At 64.2% G+C, this 19,855-nt stretch carries 27 protein-coding genes and 1 tRNA gene; 19 read left to right on the top strand and 9 right to left on the bottom strand.

Annotation, left to right across the window (positions count from 1 at the left end; genetic code table 11):
- Positions 1-57: 57 nt before the first annotated feature.
- A tRNA-Arg gene (locus tag NKI97_RS14175) sits at positions 58-134 on the bottom strand.
- 163 nt (positions 135-297) lie between these two features.
- A complete protein-coding gene (locus tag NKI97_RS14170; protein WP_352834720.1) occupies positions 298-1,218 on the bottom strand; it encodes a zinc-binding dehydrogenase in 921 nt (306 codons plus the stop codon).
- Between the two features lie 202 nt (positions 1,219-1,420).
- Here NKI97_RS14170 and NKI97_RS14165 point away from each other — a divergent pair, with 202 nt between their 5' ends.
- Positions 1,421-2,227, top strand: a complete 807-nt coding sequence (locus NKI97_RS14165; RefSeq protein ID WP_352834717.1) for an AraC family transcriptional regulator — start codon at positions 1,421-1,423, stop codon at positions 2,225-2,227.
- Between the two features lie 33 nt (positions 2,228-2,260).
- Here NKI97_RS14165 and NKI97_RS14160 read toward each other — a convergent pair whose 3' ends face one another.
- Positions 2,261-3,151, bottom strand: a complete 891-nt coding sequence (locus tag NKI97_RS14160; RefSeq protein WP_352834714.1) for a D-alanyl-D-alanine carboxypeptidase family protein — start codon at positions 3,149-3,151, stop codon at positions 2,261-2,263.
- A gap of 237 nt (positions 3,152-3,388) precedes the next feature.
- Between NKI97_RS14160 and NKI97_RS14155 the strand changes: the two genes are divergently transcribed.
- From NKI97_RS14155 to NKI97_RS14140, 4 genes are all read left to right on the top strand, one after another.
- The gene (locus NKI97_RS14155; protein ID WP_352834712.1) at positions 3,389-4,495 is read left to right on the top strand and encodes a hypothetical protein; all 1,107 of its coding nucleotides are present in this window, start codon (positions 3,389-3,391) and stop codon (positions 4,493-4,495) included.
- Between the two features lie 76 nt (positions 4,496-4,571).
- Positions 4,572-5,192 carry a nucleoside triphosphate hydrolase gene (locus NKI97_RS14150; protein ID WP_352449496.1) on the top strand — a complete coding sequence of 207 codons (621 nt, stop codon included), beginning with the start codon at positions 4,572-4,574 and terminating at the stop codon, positions 5,190-5,192.
- 70 nt (positions 5,193-5,262) lie between these two features.
- Positions 5,263-5,523 carry a hypothetical protein gene (locus tag NKI97_RS14145; RefSeq protein WP_352834709.1) on the top strand — a complete coding sequence of 87 codons (261 nt, stop codon included), beginning with the start codon at positions 5,263-5,265 and terminating at the stop codon, positions 5,521-5,523.
- Positions 5,510-5,638, top strand: coding sequence for a hypothetical protein (locus tag NKI97_RS14140; RefSeq protein ID WP_302893450.1), 129 nt, complete (start codon positions 5,510-5,512; stop codon positions 5,636-5,638). Before NKI97_RS14145 ends, NKI97_RS14140 begins: the two co-directional genes overlap by 14 nt.
- Before the next feature lie 21 nt (positions 5,639-5,659).
- On the opposite strand, the gene NKI97_RS14135 is transcribed toward NKI97_RS14140, so the two are convergent.
- The 3 genes from NKI97_RS14135 to NKI97_RS14125 form a co-directional block, all read right to left on the bottom strand.
- Positions 5,660-6,364, bottom strand: coding sequence for a glutathione S-transferase family protein (locus NKI97_RS14135; RefSeq protein WP_352455912.1), 705 nt, complete (start codon positions 6,362-6,364; stop codon positions 5,660-5,662).
- A gap of 136 nt (positions 6,365-6,500) precedes the next feature.
- A complete protein-coding gene (locus NKI97_RS14130; RefSeq protein WP_352744792.1) occupies positions 6,501-7,709 on the bottom strand; it encodes a beta-ketoacyl-[acyl-carrier-protein] synthase family protein in 1,209 nt (402 codons plus the stop codon).
- A 4-nt stretch (positions 7,710-7,713) separates the two neighbouring features.
- Entirely contained in the window at positions 7,714-7,968 is a 255-nt protein-coding gene (locus NKI97_RS14125; protein WP_023677013.1) for an acyl carrier protein, read from the bottom strand.
- A gap of 223 nt (positions 7,969-8,191) precedes the next feature.
- On the opposite strand from NKI97_RS14125, the gene NKI97_RS14120 reads away from it, so the two are divergent.
- The 5 genes from NKI97_RS14120 to NKI97_RS14100 are packed head-to-tail and all read left to right on the top strand — an operon-like array spanning position 8,192 to position 10,556.
- Positions 8,192-9,013 carry an urease accessory protein UreD gene (locus NKI97_RS14120; RefSeq protein ID WP_502907102.1) on the top strand — a complete coding sequence of 274 codons (822 nt, stop codon included), beginning with the start codon at positions 8,192-8,194 and terminating at the stop codon, positions 9,011-9,013.
- Between the two features lie 28 nt (positions 9,014-9,041).
- A complete protein-coding gene (locus NKI97_RS14115) occupies positions 9,042-9,344 on the top strand; it encodes an urease subunit gamma (protein ID WP_023677011.1) in 303 nt (100 codons plus the stop codon).
- Between the two features lie 19 nt (positions 9,345-9,363).
- Positions 9,364-9,621, top strand: a complete 258-nt coding sequence (locus NKI97_RS14110; protein WP_352449491.1) for a DUF1272 domain-containing protein — start codon at positions 9,364-9,366, stop codon at positions 9,619-9,621.
- A gap of 28 nt (positions 9,622-9,649) precedes the next feature.
- On the top strand, positions 9,650-10,243 hold the full coding sequence (locus NKI97_RS14105; protein ID WP_352449490.1) for a HupE/UreJ family protein: 594 nt from the start codon (positions 9,650-9,652) through the stop codon (positions 10,241-10,243).
- A 7-nt stretch (positions 10,244-10,250) separates the two neighbouring features.
- Positions 10,251-10,556: an urease subunit beta gene (locus NKI97_RS14100; RefSeq protein WP_352449489.1), complete on the top strand. Its 306-nt coding sequence runs from the start codon at positions 10,251-10,253 to the stop codon at positions 10,554-10,556.
- Between the two features lie 26 nt (positions 10,557-10,582).
- Here the strand turns inward: NKI97_RS14100 and NKI97_RS14095 are convergent, their stop codons facing one another.
- The gene (locus tag NKI97_RS14095; RefSeq protein ID WP_352449488.1) at positions 10,583-11,077 is read right to left on the bottom strand and encodes a hypothetical protein; all 495 of its coding nucleotides are present in this window, start codon (positions 11,075-11,077) and stop codon (positions 10,583-10,585) included.
- 126 nt (positions 11,078-11,203) lie between these two features.
- A complete protein-coding gene (locus tag NKI97_RS14090) occupies positions 11,204-11,587 on the bottom strand; it encodes a hypothetical protein (RefSeq protein WP_023677006.1) in 384 nt (127 codons plus the stop codon).
- Positions 11,588-11,766: 179 nt separating this feature from the next.
- Between NKI97_RS14090 and ureC the strand changes: the two genes are divergently transcribed.
- The 8 genes from ureC to NKI97_RS14050 all read left to right on the top strand — a co-directional run bounded on the left by ureC (position 11,767) and on the right by NKI97_RS14050 (position 17,829).
- Complete coding sequence (gene ureC / locus NKI97_RS14085; protein WP_502900674.1) at positions 11,767-13,479, top strand: urease subunit alpha; 1,713 nt, start codon at positions 11,767-11,769, stop codon at positions 13,477-13,479.
- A 47-nt stretch (positions 13,480-13,526) separates the two neighbouring features.
- Complete coding sequence (locus NKI97_RS14080; RefSeq protein ID WP_023677004.1) at positions 13,527-14,120, top strand: hypothetical protein; 594 nt, start codon at positions 13,527-13,529, stop codon at positions 14,118-14,120.
- Between the two features lie 57 nt (positions 14,121-14,177).
- Positions 14,178-14,762 (top strand): urease accessory protein UreE, encoded by a 585-nt coding sequence (gene ureE, locus NKI97_RS14075; RefSeq protein WP_352449486.1) that lies wholly within the window; start codon positions 14,178-14,180, stop codon positions 14,760-14,762.
- Positions 14,743-15,444 (top strand): urease accessory protein UreF, encoded by a 702-nt coding sequence (locus NKI97_RS14070; RefSeq protein WP_502907101.1) that lies wholly within the window; start codon positions 14,743-14,745, stop codon positions 15,442-15,444. Before ureE ends, NKI97_RS14070 begins: the two co-directional genes overlap by 20 nt.
- On the top strand, positions 15,441-15,905 hold the full coding sequence (locus tag NKI97_RS14065) for a hypothetical protein (RefSeq protein ID WP_352449484.1): 465 nt from the start codon (positions 15,441-15,443) through the stop codon (positions 15,903-15,905). Before NKI97_RS14070 ends, NKI97_RS14065 begins: the two co-directional genes overlap by 4 nt.
- Complete coding sequence (locus NKI97_RS14060; RefSeq protein ID WP_352834702.1) at positions 15,902-16,342, top strand: DUF3995 domain-containing protein; 441 nt, start codon at positions 15,902-15,904, stop codon at positions 16,340-16,342. Before NKI97_RS14065 ends, NKI97_RS14060 begins: the two co-directional genes overlap by 4 nt.
- On the top strand, positions 16,339-16,980 hold the full coding sequence (gene ureG, locus NKI97_RS14055) for an urease accessory protein UreG (RefSeq protein WP_352449482.1): 642 nt from the start codon (positions 16,339-16,341) through the stop codon (positions 16,978-16,980). The genes NKI97_RS14060 and ureG overlap by 4 nt, the downstream gene beginning before the upstream one ends.
- A gap of 81 nt (positions 16,981-17,061) precedes the next feature.
- A complete protein-coding gene (locus NKI97_RS14050) occupies positions 17,062-17,829 on the top strand; it encodes a class II aldolase and adducin N-terminal domain-containing protein (RefSeq protein ID WP_352834699.1) in 768 nt (255 codons plus the stop codon).
- 22 nt (positions 17,830-17,851) lie between these two features.
- Here NKI97_RS14050 and NKI97_RS14045 read toward each other — a convergent pair whose 3' ends face one another.
- Complete coding sequence (locus tag NKI97_RS14045) at positions 17,852-18,484, bottom strand: HAD family hydrolase (protein ID WP_352771149.1); 633 nt, start codon at positions 18,482-18,484, stop codon at positions 17,852-17,854.
- Positions 18,485-18,844: 360 nt separating this feature from the next.
- On the opposite strand from NKI97_RS14045, the gene NKI97_RS14040 reads away from it, so the two are divergent.
- Positions 18,845-19,804, top strand: coding sequence for a sugar-binding transcriptional regulator (locus tag NKI97_RS14040; RefSeq protein WP_023676997.1), 960 nt, complete (start codon positions 18,845-18,847; stop codon positions 19,802-19,804).
- Positions 19,805-19,855 lie beyond the last annotated feature (51 nt).

Below are 19,855 nucleotides of genomic sequence, written 5' to 3'. Positions count from 1 at the left end.
ACAACCACTCATGCGGAGTAGCGCTCAGTCATTCCGTCAGACCCGGAGCGATGGATTTGGCGCACCCGACAGGATTCGAACCTGTGACCTCTGCCTTCGGAGGGCAGCGCTCTATCCAGCTGAGCTACGGGTGCCTTCAGGATCGGTGATCCCAAAAACGAACCAGCCGGGTAACCGGCCAGCCACGGCTTCTTAGCGGAAGCAGGCGCCGGCTTCAACGGGCAATCGCCAGCGGGCTCAAGTTGCCGTAGCAGCCCGGGGGAGACAGACACCGTCCCGTCCGGCGCCACCGCCTGCTCATTCTGTCACGGTAAGCACTGCCTTGCCGCTGATGCTGCGCTGCCGCAGCGCGTCGACGGCTTGGCCGACGTCCCGCCACGGCACGGTGAGGACTACGCGCGTTTCGAGCCGGCCGGCTGCGATCAGCGCGAGCAGCGAGGCGATGTCGGCGCCAACCTCCGGACCGGAAGCGTAGTAGGCGAAGGTCTGCAGCCGCGCACCTTCGTGCCCCGGAACGAACTGGCGGAAGCCGATCGGCGTGAGCTCGCCGCTGCTCGAGCCGAACATGACGACGGTCCCGCCGGGCGCGATCCGTTCGATCGCGTGGGCGAGGCTATCGCCGCCCACCGATTCGGTAATCAGCGAGAACAGTCCTTCGGCCAGCTCGATCGTTTCGACGACCCGCTCGGCTCCGAGGCCGCGGAGATCGTCGGTATGCCGTTCAGCGGCGACCGCCACCACCGACGCGCCCTGCTGGCGGGCGATCTGGATCTGGAAACGGCCGACCGCGCCGCTTGCGCCGGTAATCAGCACCCGCTGGCCGGCCAGGTCGCCGCCGAGGCGCAGGGTCCGCAGCGCGGTCGTGCCCGCGACCGGAACAGTGGCGGCGGAGACGAAGCTGACGTCGTCCGGCAGGATGGCGAGGTGGTCGGTCGGAACGGCGACCCGTTCGGCCCACCCGGCCTCGTCGACCAGAGCCGCAACCCGGGCGCCGACGGCCGGCCCGGAGCCGTCGGCCGCGGCGCGCTCGACAATTCCGGCGACGTCCTGGCCAGGCACCCAGCCGTTCGGACGGATGTTGAGCAGGCGCAGTTCGCCGCGGTTCAGCGAGACTGCCCGGACCGAGACCAGCGCCTCATGCGGGGCGGGCTCGGGCTCACCAAGCTCGGCGAGCCGCAACCCGGTGGCGCTGTCGGAAGATGTGACCAAGGCGAGCATTGGTATCGTCCCTTCTTGCTGCGTGGCGGACGCCAGCCTGTTTTCGTGCGCCGGGCTTGTTGGTCCGACGTTCAGAACGCAAGCAGGGCATCACTAAATGGAAGCCCGCCTGTCGGCTTCTGAGTTACTCATCCCTAAACTATCGACTTTCCTGTGTGAGTAATTTAGATATCTTGGCAGTCGATCGCTAAAATCAGTCAATATGAGACAGCCTCTCCGCTATCCCTGGCCTTTCGATCCGGATGATGTCCTCGCCCCGGCAATCGCCGTGCGCGTTGACGTTACCGAAACCGGGGCGGAGGTGCCGGACCACCACCACCGCAAAGGGCAACTCGTCTTCGCGCTGGGCGGTGGCGTCACATGTCGCGTCCCCAGCGGCCTGTGGATGGTGCCGCCGCATTGCGCGGTGTGGATTCCCGGCGACATGGAGCACAGCAATATCGCGACCGCCAATGCCCGGATTTTCTTCGTCTATATCGAACCGGGAGCTACCGACCTGCCGGACCGGTGCTGCACGCTTTCGATCTCGCCGTTGCTGCGCGAGCTCATCATCGAGCTGACGGATCGCGTTGAGGACGATGACGCGAGGGGCGAGCTCCTGACCAGGGCTCTGCTCACCGAACTGCCGCGCATGCCTGTCCAGCAGCTGCATTTGCCGATCTCGTCCGAGCCGCGCTTGAGGCGCATCGCGGCGGCGTTGGCGCAAGACCCTGCCGATCGCAGCACCCTGGCGGAATGGGCCAGTCGCGTCGCGCTCAGCGAGAGCAGTCTCGCACGTCTCGTGGTGAAAGAGACAGGGCTGACCTTCGGGCGCTGGCGCCAGCAACTGCACCTGATCGTCGCAATGCGCGAGCTGGCCTCCGGCGCCAGCGTGCAGCAGGTTTCGGCCGATCTCGGTTACGAATCGATCACCGCCTTCATCACCATGTTCAAGAAAGCGCTTGGCAAGCCGCCGGCAAAGTATCTCAGCAGTGTCGCGCAAAACGGCGGCTCTGCGTTTGTCGCCTGAACCCGCACGCGGTCAACACTCGGACTTCAACTGTCACTGCTCCTCGGCATACAGCAGCCGCGTCTTTGCCTCGGAGGTCGGCAACAGGCTGCGCTGGATCAGCGCCTCGACGTGGTCGTTGCGCTGGCGCGCGCTGTCGGCGCCCATCACCACGATGATCAGCCTGTGCCCGTCCGCATTATAGGAGGTGACGATGTTGAAGCCCGAAGCCCTGATGTAGCCGGTCTTGATGCCGTCGACGCCGCGCACCCGGCCGAGCATGTCGTTGTGGCCGCGCACCAGCCTGCCGCGGAACATGAAGTCGCTTTCGGAGAAATAGTGGAAATGCTGCGGGAAGCGGGCGTGCAGCGCCATGCCGAGCACCGCCATGTCGCGCGCGCTGGTGTGCTGGTCGCCGTCCGGCAGGCCCGAGGCGTTGCGGAACACGGTGCTGCTCATGCCGATCTGGCGCGCCTTGGCGGTCATCATGCCGGCGAACGCCTCTTCGCTGCCGCCGAGATATTCGGCAATTGCGACCGCCACGTCATTGGCCGATTTGACGACGATGGCGCGGATCGCCGAATCGACGTCGATGGTCTCGCCGCGCCTGAACCGCAGCTTGGTCGGCGGCTGCCGGGCGGCGTTGTCCGACACCGGAATTTGTGTCTCCTTGCTGATGCGGCCAGAATCCAGCGCCTCGAACAGGAGGTAGAGCGTCATCATCTTGGTCAGTGACGCCGGATAACGCGGCGCCGTCGAATTGACCTCGAACAGCGTCTTGCCGGTGCCGGCATCGATGACCATGGCGGCATATTTCTGCGGCGGCGCCGGTACCGCCAGCACGCTGTCGGGCGGCGTGACTGTCGTGCAGCCGGCAGCAAACAGCAGCAGCGCCAGCACAGCGACGCATTTGTGGACGGACGAAAAGAACCGAAGGGCGGACAAGTCAGTTCCGAAGGCAGGCAGTTTCTGAGACGAGGCGAAGCTATCTTAACGCAAAGGCACAGTCCATTTGGTTAATATCGGTCTGGGCCTCGAACGGTGCCCTGTCCACAGGCCGACGTGGCGCCGCCTGAGGTGAATTGCCGGCCACCGCGCTTGCGCAACCGGCGGCGAGTGGGCTTTGCTGGCGCCGGCAGAATCGGGCCGCCGGAATCGGGCTGGCAGAATCGGTAGGTGCACATGGATACGGTCACGATCACGGCGAAGGGCATTTCGGTATCGGTCGATCTTGCCGTCGGCCATCTCGCCGACATGACGGTCGATATCGATGGCCGCCGGCTGAAGCCGCTGCATCGCGCACCCTGGGTCGGCGAGCCGCGCGAGATGCTGCCGAAAGACCTGCCTGAAGGGACGGTCCACCTGTCCGGCGATTTCCTCTGCGCGCCGTTCTCGATCAGCGACGTCGAAGCGGCACCTTTGCATGGCTGGCCGGCAAATAGTCGCTGGGACGTCGTCGACAGCGCGGCAACGGCCGACGGCTGGCGCGCCGTCTTCCGGCTGCAGCGCCCGGTCATGGGCGCAACCGTCGACAAGATCCTGACCTTGCGCGACGATCATCCCTTTCTCTATCAGGAACACGTCTTTTCCGGCGGCGCCGGCGCCATTCCCGTCGCCCACCACCCGATGACGGTGATGACGGCCGGCGGCAGGCTGGCCTTCTCGCCCAAGCGCCTTGCCGCAACGCCGAGTGAGGCGCCGGAGCCCGATCCGGCCCGCGGCCGCTCGTTGCTCGCCTACCCGGCGCGAACCGCCGACCTGACGCGCTTTCCCGCCGCCAACGGCGGCACGATTGACCTGACCACCTATCGCATGGACCAGCTGCGTGAGGACTTCGTGACGCTGGTCGAGGCCGATCATGGCGGGCCGGGCTGGACGGCGCTGGCGCGCCAGGCGGAAGCCGATCTCGTGCTGGTGCTGAAGAACCCGGCCGAACTGCCGGTCACCATGCTGTGGGTCAGCAATGGCGGGCGCGATTATGCGCCATGGAGTGGCCGCCACCGCGGCGTGCTCGGCATCGAGGACGGCCGCACGGCCGTCGGCCACGCCGCATCGCTCGGCGACAATTGGCTGAAGCGCGAAGGCGTGGCGACCGCCTTTGCCCTTTCCGAAGGGCGCCGCTTTTCGTTCCGCCATGTCATCGGCGCACTGCCGTGGCCATCCGGCGAGCCGCCGCACGACGTCACGACCTCGCCGGGCCACATGCGCATCCTGGCGGCTGACGGTGCCGTGCGCGACATCGCCTTCGACAGCGATTTCCTGCGGATCGGTCAATCCAGGCCCGATTGAAGGCTTGGCACAATCCGGCGTTTGAAATTTTCGAAAACTGCCGCCAAAATGCGCCAGAACCACGGTAAGGGGGCCAATGTCAGAAATCGCCCATATCGCTGCTGCCATTTTCAAGCGCGCCGGCAAGGCGCCGCGCTTCATCGTTGCCATTGCCGGTCCGCCCGGCGCCGGCAAGTCGACATTGTCGACAGGCTTGCACGACCTGCTGCCGGAAGGCACGGCGGAAGTCGTGCCGATGGATGGCTTCCATTACGATGACGTCGTGCTCGATCGACGCGGCCTTCGCGCGCGAAAAGGTGCTCCGGAAACCTTTGATTTTGCCGGCTTCGAAGCGCTGCTGAAGCGCATCCGCGCCGGCGAGCCGGATATCGCCATCCCGGTCTTCGACCGCAGCATGGAGCTGTCGCGCGCCGCCGCTGCGATTGTCGCCGCCGACACCAAATTCATCCTGGTCGAAGGCAATTATCTGCTGCTCGACGAGGAACCCTGGACGCGGCTGGCGCCGCTGTTCGACTTCTCGATCTTCGTCGATGTGCCGCGCGCCGAGCTCGAGCGCCGACTGCTGGCGCGATGGCACGAGCACGGCCGCTCCGACGAGGACGCGCGCGCCTGGATCGCCTCTAACGATATGCCGAACATCGACCGCGTGCTTGCCCGTCGGCGGCCCGCCGACCTGGTGGTCGGCGACCTGGCCTGACTTGCAAGGAACCGCCCGGCCGGAACCTTGACAGTTTCAGGCCGTTATCCCGGACACGGCAATTGTGCCCATGAGGGAACCGTTCGATGGAAACCATGGCAAGAAAGCCTGCGCCCGCCAAGGGCAGGGCAACACGATCAAAAGCCACTCGAGTGAAAACCAGCGCCGGCCCGGCAGCAGCGGCGCGCTCCAAGGATGCGGCAAAGCCCAGCTTTGGCAAGGCGGCGCCGAAAAAGGTGATGCCTGCCGCGGCCAAAGCCGCTGCACCCAAGCCCAAAAGATCGGCAAGCAGCAGAGGATCGATCGCAGGCAGCGCAATGCGCACTGTTAAAGCAACGGCCAATGTCGCCGCCGGTGCCGTGCTTGCCACCGCCAAAGGTGCGGCGTCGCTTGCTGCTTCCGTAGTCGGCAAGGGCGGCTCAAAGCCCCGGACCAAGGCAAAATAGCCGAGCGGAATCGACGTAAGATCAGTTTCTGGCCGGAATGGTGAGGCCCCTCTGCACCGCCGGTCGGGCGAGGCCACGCTCCAGCCATGCGCCCACGCTGGGGAAATCGTCGAAACCGACGAGTTCCCGCGCCTCGTAGAAGCCGATCAGATTGCGCACCCACCCAAGCATCGAAATATCGGCGATGGTGTAATCGTCGCCCATGATCCAGCTGCGGCCCTTGAGCCTCGTTTCGAGGACGCCGATCAGCCGTCGCGACTCGTCGCGATAACGTTCCAGCGGGCGCTTGTCGGCGATTTCGCGCCCAGCGAATTTGTGGAAGAATCCGACTTGGCCGAACATCGGCCCGATCGAAGCCATCTGGAAGAACACCCACTGGATCGTCTCATAACGCAGCGTCGCGTCTGCCGGGACCAGCTTGCCGGTCTTGTCGCTGAGGTAAAGCAGGATGGCGCCGGATTCGAACAAGCCGATCGGCTTGCCGCCCGGGCCGTCCGGATCGATCATCGCCGGTATCTTGCCGTTCGGGTTCAAAGACAGGAATTCCGGGGTCCAGCTCTCGTTCTTGCCGATATCGACGGCATGCGGCTCGTAAGGCAGGCCAAGTTCCTCCAGCGCGATCGATATCTTCACCCCGTTCGGCGTCGGAAACGAATAAAGCTGGATGCGGTCGGGGTGGCTCGCCGGCCAGCGCCTGGCAATCGGAAACGCGGACAGATCGGTCATCGAAACTCCTGGTAGGGGACCGCGCCGAGCGGCACGGTCATGGCGGGTCGCAGAGAGTTAGGCGCGACGCCTGGCGCGATCAATATGCGCATGGAAAGTTTCGCCGGCCCCGGTGAAGGACCCGCAAGGGGTGCGGTCACACGGCCTTGACCGCCAGCACCGCATTGGTGCCGCCGAAGGCGAAGCTGTTGCTGATCGCGGTGCGCACGGTGCGTTCGCGCGCCACGTTCGGCGTGATGTCGAGATCGCAGTCGGCGTCGGCTTCCCGATAATTGGCGGTCGGCGGTACGATGCCTTCGCGGATCGCCATCACGCAGGCGATCATTTCCAGCGCGCCGGAGGCGCCGAGGCAGTGGGCGTGCATCGATTTGGTCGAGGACACCGAAAGCTTGTAGGCATGGCCGCCGAACACGCGTTTGATCGCCGCCGTCTCGATCTGATCGTTGGCCTTGGTGCCGGTGCCATGCGCGTTGAGATAGTCGACGTCCTCGGGATTGAGCCCGGCATCGACGAGGCAGAAGCGCATCGCCGCCTCAGGCCCTTCGATGGTTGGCGCGACGATATCGGAGGCGTCGGCGGAAAGGCCGACGCCGGCGATTTCGGCAAGGATGGCGGCGCCGCGCGCCATGGCATGCTCATATGTTTCCAGCACCACCATGCCGGCGCCTTCGCCGAGCACGAGCCCCTGGCGGTCGGCCGAAAACGGCCGGCAGGTGTCCGGCGACAGCACCCGCAGGGCCTCCCAGCCCTTGAGGATGCCCCAGACCAGCGGCGCATCGGTGCCGCCGGCGACCATGACGTCGGCCCGGCCGAGCCTGATCTGATCGACCGCCGAGGCAATGGCGTGGTTGGATGACGAGCAGGCAGAGGTGATGCCGAACACCGGCCCGCGCAGACCAAGATTCATGCTGACATGGCCGGCTGCAGCGCCCGGCATTACTTTCGGGACGGTGAAGATGCCGGCGCGGTTCTTGCCTTCGAGCAGGATGGCGCGATAGTTCTCTTCGATTGCCTCCCAGCCGCAGACGCCGACGCCGACGATGGTGCCCATCCGGTAGGTGTTGGCCGCGTGCGGGTTCAATCCCGCCTGCTGTGCCGCCTCCCGCGCGGCGATCGTCGCCAGAAGGCTGAAGCGGTCCATCGACACGACCTGCTTGCGGTCGATGCCGTGCTCGGGAAGCGCCTTGATTTCGCAGCCGACCTTGACCTTCAGATCATGCAGCAGCGGATTGTCGATCGCGCCGATTGCCGAACGGCCGGCGCGCATTTCATTCCAGATTGCCGATGCATTGGTGCCGAGCCCGCATAATCCGCCGATGCCCGTGATGACGACGCGCTTGTGCATTCAGTCAGGCTTTTTTCGCGATCAGCGCGCGAACCGCCTCGACCATGTCGCCGACATTCTTCAGATTGCTCCAGGCATCGACAGTGTTCATCTCGATTTCGATGCCATACTCTTCCTCGAGATCGAAGATGATCTCCGTCAGTTCCAGCGAATGGATGCCAAGGGCGGTCAGTTCGGTACTGGTGGTGATTTCCTCGCCGCCCGGCTCGGCATGAGCCTTGATCTTGGCGATGATATCGTTTGCCAGCTGGTCAGCCATTCGGTTTCTTCCCCAACTCTGTCGTTTCCCGACGCCAACTGATCAGCGCCCCTTTTGTCCTCGATTACGTCGTCATCGTCGCCTTTTACCCCCGCCAGGCGCCGGTGACCGTACCAAGGTGGCTCCCTCTATAGAAACCGAAACGCTGTCAAGCAACAAGCTATATATCGACAAAGCCGCCGCAGTGCTTAACGTTGGTGTCGTGGATACGATCGCATATAGCTTGACTTCAGTGCCGCCGGCCCAGCGTGTTGCCGGCGTCGCGCGGCTTGGCTGCGACTGGAACGGAGGCCGCACGCGTCTTCGGCGTCTGTACCAGGACGGTTCGGCCAAGATCCGCATGCCGGCGGTCTCGGCCGATCCGCTGGAAGCCGTCCTGATCAACACCGCCGGTGGGCTGACCGGTGGCGACCGTCTCGCCTGGGAGGTCGATGTCGGTGCCGGCGCCTCCGCAACCATAACAACGCAGGCCTGCGAGAAAATCTATCGCGCCGCATCCGACCGCGCCGAAGTGCGGGTGCAACTGACTGTCGGGGAAAACGGCCACATTGCCTGGCTGCCACAGGAAACCATCGTCTTCGACCGCTCGGCCTTTGCCCGCAGCCTTGACGTGGAGCTTGCCACCGGAGCCGAGGCGCTGATCCTGGAGGCTACCGTCTTCGGCCGCCTGGCCATGGGTGAACGGGCTTCGCAAGGCCATTTCCACGACCGCTGGCGCGTCCGCCAGGACGGGGCGCTGGTCCATGCAGAGGAGTTCCGCATCGGGCCGGACATTGCGGCCACCTTGAACCGTCCCGCAGCGGCCGGCGGTGCCGTCGCCGTGGCGACGCTGCTGATGGTGTCGCCACGGGCAGAGGCTTTGCTCGAGCCGGCCCGGGGCATAGTTGGCGGCCAGGGCGGCGTCAGTTTCTGGAGCGTGCGGAAATCTGGCAAGTTTCTTGCGAGGCTCTTCGCTGAGGACGGCTACCAGCTCCGCAAGCGGCTGGTGCCGCTTGTCGAATTGCTCAACGGACGGGCGGGCCTGCCCAAATTATGGTCACTCTGATTTCGATTGTGCCACCGCAGGAAAAAGCATGAATCTGACGCCGAGGGAGAAAGACAAGCTGCTGATCGCCATGGCGGCGATCGTGGCCCGCAAGCGGCTCGAACGCGGCGTCAAGCTCAATCATCCGGAAGCGATCGCGCTGATCACCGATTTCGTCGTCGAGGGTGCCCGCGACGGCCGCGCGGTCGCCGAGCTGATGGAGGCCGGCGCCCATGTCGTCACCCGGGCCCAGGTGATGGAAGGCATTGCGGAAATGATCCACGATGTGCAGGTCGAGGCGACGTTTCCAGACGGCACCAAGCTGGTGACCGTGCACGAGCCGATCAGATAACACCGCCAAGGAGAGGAAAATGCTTGAGCTGCGTCCCAACTGCGAGTGCTGCGACAAGGATCTGCCGCCCGATGCGACGGATGCGGTGATCTGCACCTTCGAATGCACCTTTTGCGCCGACTGCGCACAAAACGTGCTCGGCGGCGCCTGTCCGAATTGCGGCGGCAACTTCTCGGCCCGCCCGATCCGTCCGGCAGCGCTGCTGACGAAATATCCGGCCTCCACCAGGCGCGTCCTCAAGGCAGAGGGCTGCGCTCCGGCCCGCAAGGCGGCGTGAGAGGTACTCGAAGATGGAAGCTACGCCGATGATCCCCGCCACGATGAAACGCTCAACGCTGTCGGCGGTCCTGCTGCTGGCGGCAGCAATGCCAGCCTATGCCCATGTCGGCGCCGGCACGGTTTGGTCCTTCACCGCCGGCTTCTCCCACCCGCTCTCCGGCCTCGATCACATGACGGTGATGATTGCCGTCGGCCTATGGGCCGCGCTCAGGGGCGACAAAGCGATCTGGGCATGGCCGCTGGCCTTCGTAAGCGTCATGCTGGCCGGCGGCGTGCTCGGCATGCTGCATGTGCCGATGCCTTTCGTCGAGCCGGCGATACTGGCGTCCGTCGTGGCACTCGGGCTGCTGGTTGCGCTCGCCGTCGATCTTCCTGTCTCGGCCGGCGTCGCCGTCACCGGCCTGTTCGCGCTGTTCCACGGCTATGCCCATGGCACCGAGGTGCCTGAGAATGTCGGCGGACTCGGCTATATGGCGGGCTTTGCCGTTGCCACGGCACTGCTCCACGCCGTCGGCATCGCGGCCGGTCTCGGCCTCGGCTGGCGCTTCCGCAGGCTTGCCCGCGCCGCTGGCGCCGCTTGTGCCGTGATTGGCGCCGGCCTCGCTTTCGGCGTCGTGTGAGGCCGCGATGATCCCCGGCGAAATCATCACGGCAAGCGGCGAGATCGAACTGAACAAGGGTCTGGCGACGGTCACCTTGAAGGTAGCCAACGGCGGCGACCGGCCGATCCAGGTAGGCAGCCATTATCATTTCTTCGAGACCAATGAGGGACTGAGATTCGATCGCGACAAGGCCCGCGGCATGCGCCTCGACATCGCTGCCGGCACCGCCATGCGCTTCGAGCCCGGCCAAGAGCGCGACGTTACCCTGGTGCCGTTCGGCGGCAAGCGCGAGGTCTACGGATTTCAGCAGAAGATCATGGGCGCGCTGTGAGATCGAAGGCGTCGAGCAGTTTCGGCTCAGCCGGGCGGCTTGGCCGCCGCATAGATGACGACCTTTCCCGGATCGTCGAATTCCACCGCCAGAACGTCCTCGGTTTGCACTCGCCGCGAATCGATGGCGTTGAACAGCAATGCGTTCGCCTCGATCTCCTTGCGCAGCTCGGCGATGTCGTCCCGATGTTGCCTGACCTTGTTTTCGATCGCCGGCGGCGGGCCGCCTTCGGTGCGCGCGGCATCGGTAAGAAACACGATATCGACCTTGTCGAGCTTGGATGTCTTGCGCACGGCGGCGATGTTTTCACGCGTGCGGTCGATCGCCGAACTGACCTTGCCGGCTTCCGCATTTGTCTGGGCCTCTTCCTGGCCGACCTCCGAGCCGACGATCCGGTTGACGGTCTCGGCGCTGTCGAGGCTCTGCGCGTTCAGCGCGGCGTGCGGAATGCTGGCTGCCAGAAACGCGGTCGCGGCAATCCCATGCAGCCATCTGGTGTCGGAGAAGGTGGTGATCGCCATCGCTCGTTCTCAGGGTCCTTTTCGAGGCTCGTGTCAGGGCGACAGGACCGAAACGTAACGTCCCCCGTGAAGGTTCCCTTTGCGATGCGGCGGGCTGGCCGGGCGCCGGCCAGCCGCCTCGTCTCGTCAGCTCGCTTTCTTGGTGATCAGCGTCAGCGCGCCATTGGTGCTCATGCTGGCGGCGATCACCTGCGCCGAGGTGAGCCCCTTGGCTTCGAGCGCGGATTTTACCTGCGGTGTCGCGTCGATCGAGCCGCGCAGTTTCTGCAGGTCGGCATCGCTGCGCTTGGCGATCACCTCGTTGACCTTGGCTTGAGTGTCCGCGGGCAGATCCTTGATATCGACGACGTTGATCGCCTGGATGGTGGGCGCCTGCGGCTGCGCCCCGGGCGCGGCAGGAGCAGGCGCAGCCGGCGCCGGACTGGGCTGCTGCGCAGGCTGTTGCTGGGCGCTGGCGGCGGTTGCGAGCACCAGCGTGGCGGCGGCTGCCAGAAGTGTCGTTTTGCGCATGGATGTTCCTTTCCATCGATTGGCAAATGGTCGTTTTGGGGTGGCCCGGCCACCTCAAACGCTAAATGGGATCGGAAAGTGTCGCTCAGCGGGTCATTGCGTGACCATAGGATGGCGGCAATGTGGGGCCCGGCTTCGACAAGCGGTATTTTCGGGCTGTATTTCGGGAGCAATTGCTGATGGCTAAAATCACCCGCGCCGCCTATGCGCAGATGTACGGCCCGACCGTCGGCGACAAGGTCCGGCTCGCCGACACCGAGCTGTTCATCGAGGTCGAAAGGGATCTCACTCTTCACGGCGAGGAGGTGAAGTTCGGCGGCGGCAAGGTCATCCGCGACGGCATGGGCCAGAGCCAGGTGTCGCGCGCGCAAGGCGCGGTCGACACCGTCATCACCAATGCGTTGGTCGTCGATGCCACCGCCGGTATCGTCAAGGCAGATATCGGCCTCAGGGACGGCCGTATCGCCGCGATCGGCAAGGCCGGCAATCCGGATACCCAAGGCGGCGTCACCATCATCATCGGTCCCGGCACCGAGATCATCGCCGGCGAGGGCAAGATCCTGACCGCCGGCGGCTTCGACGCGCATATCCACTTCATCTGCCCGCAGCAGATCGAGGAAGCGCTTATGTCGGGCATCACCACCATGCTCGGCGGCGGCACCGGCCCGGCGCACGGCACGCTGGCGACCACCTGCACGCCGGGGCCGTGGCATCTGGCGCGCATGATCCAGTCTTTCGACGCCTTCCCGATGAATATCGGCCTGTCGGGTAAGGGCAACGCGTCGCTGCCTGCCGCGCTCGAGGAGATGGTGCTCGCCGGCGCCTGCTCGCTGAAGCTGCATGAGGACTGGGGCACGACACCGGCTGCAATCGACTGCTGCCTGTCGGTCGCCGACGATTACGACGTGCAGGTGATGATCCACACCGACACGCTGAACGAGTCCGGCTTCGTCGAAAACACGGTCGCGGCGATCAAGGGCCGCACCATCCATGCCTTCCACACCGAAGGCGCCGGCGGCGGCCACGCACCTGATATCATCAAGGTCTGCGGCCTGCCCAACGTCATTCCGTCCTCGACCAATCCGACCCGCCCCTACACGGTCAACACGCTGGCCGAACACCTCGACATGCTGATGGTCTGTCACCATCTGTCGCCGTCGATCCCCGAAGACATCGCCTTTGCCGAGAGCCGCATCCGCAAGGAAACCATCGCCGCCGAAGACATTCTGCACGACATCGGCGCCTTCTCGATCATCTCGTCGGACAGCCAGGCCATGGGCCGTGTCGGCGAAGTGGCGATCCGCTGCTGGCAGACCGCCGACAAGATGAAGCGCCAGCGCGGTTCGCTGCCGCAGGAGACCGGCGACAACGACAATTTCCGCGTCCGCCGCTACATCGCCAAATACACCATCAATCCGGCCATCGCGCATGGCCTGTCGAAGGACATCGGCTCGGTGGCGGTGGGAAAACGCGCCGATCTCGTGCTGTGGAATCCGGCCTTTTTCGGCGTCAAGCCGGACATGGTGCTGATCGGCGGCATGATCGCCGCCGCCCCGATGGGCGATCCCAACGCCTCGATCCCGACGCCGCAGCCGATGCATTACCGGCCGATGTTCGGGGCCTACGGCAAGGCGATGACCAATTCGTCGGTGACCTTCGTTTCGAAGGCCGCGCTCGACGCCGGCCTGCGCGGCAGGCTAGGCGTCGACAAGCAGATGGTCGCGGTCGAAAACACCCGCGGCGGCATCGGCAAGCATTCGATGGTGCTCAATGACGCCACGCCGCATGTCGAGGTCGACCCCGAAACCTATGAGGTCCGCGCCGACGGGGAACTCCTGACGTGCGAGCCGGCTACCGTGCTGCCGATGGCGCAACGCTACTTCCTGTTCTGAACCACAGGCGTTAGAACGACCGATGTAGAACATGCCGCGCCAGGCCTATGGACCCGCAACTCCCCTACGCCCACGACATTTTCCCGCATATCCGCATCGTCCTGGGCATGGTGATCGGCCTCGGCGTCACCCGCCTGCTGTCGGGGGTCGCCCGCATCGTCCAGCATCCCGGCCAATACCGGCTCTATCCCGTGCACCTCGCCTGGGTTGCGTCGGTGCTTTTAATGCTGGTGCATTTCTGGTGGTGGGAGTTCGGCCTGTTCCAGATCGAGAATTGGACCTTCGGCAAATACCTGTTCATCATCTTCTACGCCGTCACGCTGTTCCTGCTCTGCGCGCTGCTGTTTCCGGATTCGATGCTGGACTACACCAGCTATGAGGATTTCTTTTATTCGCGCCGGGCCTGGTTCTTCGGCCTGCTGGCGGCGACCTATCTGCTCGACGTAATCGATACGCTGCTGAAAGGGCCGGAGCATTTCGCCCATTTTGGTGTCGAATATCTGATCCGCACGCCGGTTTTCGTCGCGCTTTGCGTCATTGCGATCCTGCTGCGCGACCGCCGCTTTCACATCGCCTTTGTCGCCGGCGCGCTCGTCTATCAGATATCGTTCATCCTGCGGCTCTTCGACACGATCGTCTGAGCCCCATTGGGGCGGCGGACGCGATAGGCTAGGCTTTTTGGGAGAGGCAGTTTTTACATGAAGCTCGATATTCGCACCGACTTCACCAAATTCCCGCGCGCCGTCTCCGTCCTGGCCGCAGGCGAAGCCGGAACCACCACGCCATACGACAGTGCGGTGCTTGCCCATGACGAGCGGCATCTGCGCCGCCGCGCCATCGAAACGGTGCGTAACGACAAGGTGCTGGTCGACCTGCCCGAACCGGTGAGCTTGAACCATGGTGACCGGCTGGTGCTGGAGGATGGCCGCCACATCGAGATCATCGCGGCCGAAGAGCCGCTTTACGATATCAGGGCCAGCGACCCTGTCCATCTGGCAGAGCTTGCCTGGCACATCGGCAACCGCCATCTCGCAGCCGCCATCGAAGCTGGGCGCATCCTCATTCTGCGCGACCATGTCATCAAGGCGATGCTGGAGGGATTGGGCGCCACGGTGAGCGACGTCTCCGAGCCGTTCAAGCCGGTGCGCGGCGCCTATTCCGGGCATGGCGGCCACGGCCACGCTCATGCCGAGGCGCATGCGCACAGCCACGCCGAAGCGCATTCCCATACCCATAGCGAATCGCATTCCCACAGCCATTCGCATGACCATGACCATGACTGACCAGCCTTCCAACGTTGCCCAGCCTTCCAATATTGCTTTGTTGCGGCTGATGGCGTGGCTGTCGCCTTCCTTCCCGGTCGGCGGCTTTTCCTACAGCCATGGTCTCGAGCAAGCCGTGCATGCCGGGCTGGTTGCCGACAGCAAAGAGCTCGCCGCGTGGCTGGAAACGCTGGTCGAGATGGGTTCGGGCTGGAATGATGCGGTGCTGTTTGCCGAAAGCTGGCGCAGGGCGCGCGAAACCGGCGATCTCGATGAAATCGTCGCCCTTGCCGAAGCTCTGGCAGGCTCGCGCGAGCGCCATGCCGAGACCATGCTGCAGGGCGCTGCTTTCCTGAAGGCGGCCTTCGCCTGGCCGTGCCAGGTGCTGGATCGCCTGCCGGCCGAATGTGCCTATTGCGTTGCCGTCGGCGCCGTTGCCGGCGATCACGGCATTGCGCTGCGGGACGCCCTGGCGGCCTTTCTGCAGGCCTTCTTCTCCAATCTCGTCCAGGCCGCGATCCGGCTCGGCGTCATCGGCCAGACCGGAGCGACGGCGCTGCTCGCCGGCTTCGAGCCACTGGCGTTGGAAACTGCCGCTCGCGCTTCCGGCTCGACGCTTGACGATCTCGGCGGCTGCGCGTTCGTCTCGGACATCATGGCGATGAAGCACGAGACGCAATATTCGCGGCTGTTCCGCTCATGAGCCTCAGCGCGAACAGGCTTCACCTTGTCGAGGCACTCAATGGCGTTCGCCAGTTGTCGGTCTGTGTGGTCGGGCATTCGATCGGATCGACGATCAACCTCGGGTTTGGTGCAACTGAGCCGCGTCGCTACGCAAAGCGCAGGAGCGGCAAACGTCGCACTGGTTATTCCAGGATTGCCAAGCGCGATCTCTTTTTGGCCTCCGCTGCATGGGAGTTGCGTGGTCCCAACGGCTATAGTCTGCGCTCGTCAGACAATCCACGTCGGATCGCCAAGGAAATCGAATTGATGATCGGGACCATAGTCGTCGGGACACAGTTGCGTGGATTTCGGCAACAAGCAGAAATTCGTTTTGCTGGTGGCGCAACACTGCGGTTCAGGCCTGACCATAGCGAGGACAATGGTGGCTGGAATTTCAAAGTTGGCGGAAGCTACCTGTTTGCCTCGGGTCTGAGCTCATGATCATTCTCGCCTTCGCGCTCTCGCTGGTCCTGCTGCTGATCACCACGCTGCATGTTTATTGGGGCATTGGCGGCATCTGGCCGGGCAGGGACGCCGCCTCCTGCGCTCGCGCGGTCATCGGCTTTCGCGGCGTCGACGAGATGCCGGCACCCTTCGCCAGCTTCGCCGTTGCCGCATGCCTGGGCCTGGCGACACTGTGGCCCATGGCGCTCGAAGGTGTGTTTGCTACGCCCTTTCCCAAGGCAGGGCTTGCCGCCACAGCGCTGCTCATCGCACTGGTCTTCCTGGCGCGCGGCATTGCCGGCTTCACGCCTTGGTGGCGCCGGCTGGCGCCCGAACAGCCTTTCGCGCGGCTTGATGTCAGCTACTATTCGCCGCTCTGTCTGTTGATCGGGCTCGGCTTCGCCATTCTTGCCATCACGGAGTTCCCTAGATGACACAAGCCAACGGTCCTCTTCGCATCGGCATCGGCGGCCCGGTCGGCTCCGGCAAGACGACGCTCACCGAAAAGCTTTGCAAGGCGCTGCGCGACGAGTTCTCGATCGCCGTCGTCACCAACGACATCTACACCAAGGAAGATGCCATGATGCTGGCCCGGCTTCAGGCGCTGCCCGAGGATCGCATCATGGGTGTTGAAACCGGCGGCTGCCCGCACACCGCCATCCGCGAGGACGCCTCTATCAATCTGCAAGCGATCGCCGAGATGACCAAGAAATTCCCGGATCTCGATGTCGTCTTCATCGAATCGGGCGGCGACAACCTCGCTGCCACGTTTTCTCCGGACCTTGCCGACCTGACGCTCTATGTCATCTCGGTCTGTCAGGGCGAGGAAATCCCGAGGAAGGGCGGCCCGGCGATCACCCGGTCCGACTTCCTGGTCATCAACAAGAGTGATCTCGCTCCCTACGTGAACGTCAATCTCGAAATCATGGAGAGCGATGCTGCCCGCATGCGCGGCAAGCGGCCGTTCGGCTTCACCGACCTGTCGCGCGGCAAGGGCCTGCAGCAGGTGATCGATTTCATCGTCGAGCATGGCGGGCTTCGGGTCGGCGCGGCCACCAGCACGGCGGCATAACGGCGCTCGCCTGTACCAAACGAAACCGGTTGCGCGTGTTCCAGCCGCGCGGCATCCTTGCTTCTTTCACGGAGGTTTACGATGAGCATCACGCGCCTGCAGAAGGAAGTGCTGACCAACCTGCCGTTCTATGAGGAGCGCGTCGACCTCGCTTGCGCCTTCCGCTGGACGGCGCGGCTTAACATGCACGAGGCGGTGGCCAACCATTTCTCACTGGCCGTCAACGACAATGGTTCGCAATTCCTGATGAACCCCAACCAGGTGCATTTCTCGCGCATCAAGGCGAGCGATCTGCTTCTGATCGACGCCAATGATCCCGACACGCTGGTCGGCCCGAATGCGCCCGACCCGACGGCGTGGGGCCTGCATGGTGCCATTCATCGCAACGTGCGTCATGCGCGCTGCGTCATGCATGTCCACTCGATCCACGCCACCGTGCTTGCCTCGCTCGCCGACTCGACGCTGCCGCCGGTCGACCAGAACTCGGCAATCTTCTTCAACCGCCATGTCGTCGACGCTCATTATGGCGGGCTGGCCTTCGAGGAAGAGGGCGAGCGCTGCTCGCAGCTTCTTGTCGACCCGAAGGTCAAGGTGATGGTGATGGGCAACCATGGCGTGCTGGTCATCGGCGACAGCGTCGCCGACACCTTCAACCGCATGTTCTATTTCGAGCGCGCCGCCGAAACCTATATCAAGGCGCTGTGGACCGGCCGGCCGCTGCGGGTTCTGTCGGATGAGATCGCGGAGAAAGCGGCAAGGGAACAGGAAGACTATCCCGGCCAGGCCGAGCGCCACCTTTCCGAACTGAAGGCGATCCTCGACGAGCAGGAGCCTGCCTACCGGAGTTGAGCGCGGTCCCGCCGGGCCTGCCTTAAAGCCCGAGTTCGGCCCGCAATTCGCCGGCGCTGTTGATGACAATCGCCCCCGGCGGCCCCTCCATGGGCACCTCTGGCCAGAAGATCGTCTTCATTCCAGCTGCCAGCCCCGCCGTGGCGCCGGTCACGCTGTCATCGACCGCCACGGCCTCGGCGGGATCGACGTCGGCCAACCAGGCGGCGCGCAGGAAAGGTTCGGCATGCGGCTTGCCTTCACGCACGTCGTTGCGGCTGACCGTCTTCATGCCGGGATATACGAGGCCTACGGCGCGCAGATTGGCATCGACGATCAGTCTGTCCGAGTTGGACACCACCGCTTGCGGCACGCCAAGCGCGCGCAGCTCATTGAAAATCTCGATCGCGCCGGTGCGTGGCGTCAGCGTTTCGGCCATCGGCAGGTAGTGATCGTATTTGCGCACAATCCAGTCGTCGAAAGGCAGGTCGAGGCCGAATTCGTCGCGCAGCATTTCGTAGACCGGCCATGCGGCGATGCCGAGCACGCGCTCATGCAGGTCGGCCGGCGGCGCGATGCCGACGCTGTGCAGCGCCGCAATCAGCGCCGCCTCGTGCAGCGGCTCGCTGTCGACCAGCGTGCCGTCCATATCCCAGAAAACCGCTTTCGGCGTCATGCAAGGCTCCATTCTCAAAAAATTCCTTAAAGCGTTTAGCGCACGAGATAAACCGCCGCGTCCCCGCTAATGCATGTCGCGCAAAGTGTGCAGCGGTTTTGCGATGACGACATGCATAAAAAGCAACCTAAAACGTGTCGCATGAGGCCGATCGAACGCAACGCGCTTTAGAACCGGGATTGGTGCAACCTCGACAGCCTTGCTGTTGCAACGAGACTGGGTCGACCTGTCACTTCGCTCCAAACACCAAGTTTCACCACTAGGCAATTGCTCTTACAATCGGCAATTGCGCGCAAGTTCATTCCCTGCGAAACTACTGCGCTCCGCCTCTTATGCTCGGCGGGGTTGGGAGGCAGGAACTTGAATTCGCGGCAGGACAGCGGCGGCAACAGGCTGGACGACGCGGCGCGTGCCGGCTGGCTCTATTATGTCGCAGGCAACACCCAGGACCAGATCGCCGCCACGCTTGGCATCTCGCGGCAGACGGCGCAGCGCCTGGTGTCGCTCGCAGTCTCTGAAGGGCTGATCAAGGTGCGCGTCGACCATCCGATCGCCAATTGCCTCGACCTTGCGGCACGGCTGAAATCGCGCTTTGCGCTCGATCTGGTCGAGGTGGTGCCGAGCGACCCTTCTTCTTCCTCCACCGTCATCGGCGTCGCCGAGGCGGCGGCGGCCGAGATCGAACGGCGGCTGCGGTCGCCGGTGCCGATCGTCATGGCGATCGGCACCGGCCGCACGCTGAAGGCCGCGATCGAGCAACTGCCGCCGATGGAATGCCCGCAGCACAAGGTGGTATCGCTCACCGGCAACATCTCGCCGGACGGCTCGGCGGCCTTCTACAACGTCATCTTCACCATGGCCGACAGGGTCAAGGCGCGTTCGTTTCCGATGCCTTTGCCGGTCATCGCTTCCTCGCCCGAGGAGCGCGAGATGCTGCTCAGCCAGCCGATGATCCAGCCGACGCTGGCGCTTGCGGCCGAGGCCGACGTCACCTTTGTCGGCATCGGCGATCTCGGCCCGAAGGCGCCGCTTTACGAGGACGGCTTCATTTCGGAGGGTGAATTAAAGGCGCTGCAGAAGGCCGGCGGCGTCGCCGAGATCGTCGGCTGGGTATTCGATCGTGACGGCCGCATGATCGAGGGCATCACCAATGATCGGGTGTCGTCGGCACCGCTGCCGTCGCGCGAAAAGTCGCTGGTGATCGCGCTTGCCATGGGCGACCGCAAGCTGCCGGGCATCTTCGCCGCCGTCAACCGGCGGCTGGTCAATGGCCTCATCACCGATGAGCGGACCGCCGCCGCCTTGCTTGCGGGCGCATGATCTCCGAGCCGCTGGCGGTCGGAAACGATCATGGGAAATCGAAACGCCCCT

The sequence above is a fragment of the Mesorhizobium sp. M0296 genome (assembly GCF_040321675.1).
GTDB lineage: Bacteria > Pseudomonadota > Alphaproteobacteria > Rhizobiales > Rhizobiaceae > Mesorhizobium.
Note: the sequence above shows the minus strand (reverse complement) of the source record. Positions and strands in the feature narration are given on the sequence as shown.

Excerpts from the sequence above, each read along its gene's own strand:
- NKI97_RS14170 (WP_352834720.1), bottom strand. The coding sequence starts at position 1,218 with ATGCTCGCCTTGGTCACATCTTCCGACAGCGCCACCGGGTTGCGGCTC.
- NKI97_RS14165 (WP_352834717.1), top strand. The coding sequence starts at position 1,421 with ATGAGACAGCCTCTCCGCTATCCCTGGCCTTTCGATCCGGATGATGTC.
- NKI97_RS14155 (WP_352834712.1), top strand. The coding sequence starts at position 3,389 with ATGGATACGGTCACGATCACGGCGAAGGGCATTTCGGTATCGGTCGAT.
- NKI97_RS14150 (WP_352449496.1), top strand. The coding sequence starts at position 4,572 with ATGTCAGAAATCGCCCATATCGCTGCTGCCATTTTCAAGCGCGCCGGC.
- NKI97_RS14145 (WP_352834709.1), top strand. The coding sequence starts at position 5,263 with ATGAGGGAACCGTTCGATGGAAACCATGGCAAGAAAGCCTGCGCCCGC.
- NKI97_RS14140 (WP_302893450.1), top strand. The coding sequence starts at position 5,510 with ATGCGCACTGTTAAAGCAACGGCCAATGTCGCCGCCGGTGCCGTGCTT.
- NKI97_RS14135 (WP_352455912.1), bottom strand. The coding sequence starts at position 6,364 with ATGACCGATCTGTCCGCGTTTCCGATTGCCAGGCGCTGGCCGGCGAGC.
- NKI97_RS14130 (WP_352744792.1), bottom strand. The coding sequence starts at position 7,709 with ATGCACAAGCGCGTCGTCATCACGGGCATCGGCGGATTATGCGGGCTC.
- NKI97_RS14125 (WP_023677013.1), bottom strand. The coding sequence starts at position 7,968 with ATGGCTGACCAGCTGGCAAACGATATCATCGCCAAGATCAAGGCTCAT.
- NKI97_RS14115 (WP_023677011.1), top strand. The coding sequence starts at position 9,042 with ATGAATCTGACGCCGAGGGAGAAAGACAAGCTGCTGATCGCCATGGCG.
- NKI97_RS14110 (WP_352449491.1), top strand. The coding sequence starts at position 9,364 with ATGCTTGAGCTGCGTCCCAACTGCGAGTGCTGCGACAAGGATCTGCCG.
- NKI97_RS14105 (WP_352449490.1), top strand. The coding sequence starts at position 9,650 with ATGATCCCCGCCACGATGAAACGCTCAACGCTGTCGGCGGTCCTGCTG.
- NKI97_RS14100 (WP_352449489.1), top strand. The coding sequence starts at position 10,251 with ATGATCCCCGGCGAAATCATCACGGCAAGCGGCGAGATCGAACTGAAC.
- NKI97_RS14095 (WP_352449488.1), bottom strand. The coding sequence starts at position 11,077 with ATGGCGATCACCACCTTCTCCGACACCAGATGGCTGCATGGGATTGCC.
- NKI97_RS14090 (WP_023677006.1), bottom strand. The coding sequence starts at position 11,587 with ATGCGCAAAACGACACTTCTGGCAGCCGCCGCCACGCTGGTGCTCGCA.
- ureC (WP_502900674.1), top strand. The coding sequence starts at position 11,767 with ATGGCTAAAATCACCCGCGCCGCCTATGCGCAGATGTACGGCCCGACC.
- NKI97_RS14080 (WP_023677004.1), top strand. The coding sequence starts at position 13,527 with ATGGACCCGCAACTCCCCTACGCCCACGACATTTTCCCGCATATCCGC.
- ureE (WP_352449486.1), top strand. The coding sequence starts at position 14,178 with ATGAAGCTCGATATTCGCACCGACTTCACCAAATTCCCGCGCGCCGTC.
- NKI97_RS14070 (WP_502907101.1), top strand. The coding sequence starts at position 14,743 with ATGACCATGACCATGACTGACCAGCCTTCCAACGTTGCCCAGCCTTCC.
- NKI97_RS14065 (WP_352449484.1), top strand. The coding sequence starts at position 15,441 with ATGAGCCTCAGCGCGAACAGGCTTCACCTTGTCGAGGCACTCAATGGC.
- NKI97_RS14060 (WP_352834702.1), top strand. The coding sequence starts at position 15,902 with ATGATCATTCTCGCCTTCGCGCTCTCGCTGGTCCTGCTGCTGATCACC.
- ureG (WP_352449482.1), top strand. The coding sequence starts at position 16,339 with ATGACACAAGCCAACGGTCCTCTTCGCATCGGCATCGGCGGCCCGGTC.
- NKI97_RS14050 (WP_352834699.1), top strand. The coding sequence starts at position 17,062 with ATGAGCATCACGCGCCTGCAGAAGGAAGTGCTGACCAACCTGCCGTTC.
- NKI97_RS14045 (WP_352771149.1), bottom strand. The coding sequence starts at position 18,484 with ATGACGCCGAAAGCGGTTTTCTGGGATATGGACGGCACGCTGGTCGAC.